Source organism: Erwinia sp. MYb416, from assembly GCF_037479575.1.
In the GTDB taxonomy this organism is placed as follows: domain Bacteria; phylum Pseudomonadota; class Gammaproteobacteria; order Enterobacterales; family Enterobacteriaceae; genus Erwinia; species Erwinia rhapontici.
On record NZ_JBBGYT010000171.1, the window covers coordinates 1 to 659 of the forward strand.

1 protein-coding gene and 1 pseudogene are annotated in these 659 nt (G+C 54.2%); both read left to right on the forward strand.

The genetic code is table 11. The features are described from left to right. Positions 1–96, forward strand: a pseudogene (locus WH277_RS01635) (ribonuclease E inhibitor RraB); the annotation flags it as partial. 51 nt (positions 97–147) lie between these two features. Beyond that, on the forward strand, positions 148–659 hold a 512-nt coding region (miaE, locus tag WH277_RS01640), incomplete at its 3' end, for a tRNA isopentenyl-2-thiomethyl-A-37 hydroxylase MiaE (RefSeq protein ID WP_339504001.1).

Below are 659 nucleotides of genomic sequence, written 5' to 3' on the forward strand. Positions count from 1 at the left end.
GGCACCTACTTCGAAGATCCGGACGCGCAGGATGACGACGAAGGCGATGAAGATGATGAAGCCATCGACGGCGAAGACAACGGCATCCGTCATTAATTTTGTATCATAACGGGTCAGGCTTGCCTGGCCCCTTCAGAGTTTGCTTTGATGAACACCGAACACCTTCTTGCCCCTGTCCGTGATTTCCTTCATTGCCGTACCCCGCAAGCCTGGATTGACGAAGCCTGTCAGCCGCAACATCTTCCTCTGTTACTGACCGATCACCTGGTGTGTGAGCTGAAAGCGGCCCAGACCGCCATGTTGCTGATCCGCAAATATGTTGCGGACAAAGCCAGTGGCGATGCCCTGCTGGCGTGGCTGAAACCCTGGGAACAGTTTGTTCACAATGAGCAAGCCGATCTGGCCTTCCTCGAGCAGCATAAAGGCTTGTCAAAAACCATTATCGGCCGCGAAGAAGTGCCCTGGGGCGATGAGCTGGTGGATAAGATGGTGCTGCTGATCAAAGAAGAACTGCACCACTTCTATCAGGTGCTGGAGATTATGCAGGCGCGCAGCATTCCCTATATGCGCATTACCGCCAGCCGCTATGCCAAAGGGTTATTGCGCGAGATCACCACGCATGAACCGCAAACGCTGGTGGATAAACTGATCTGCGGAGC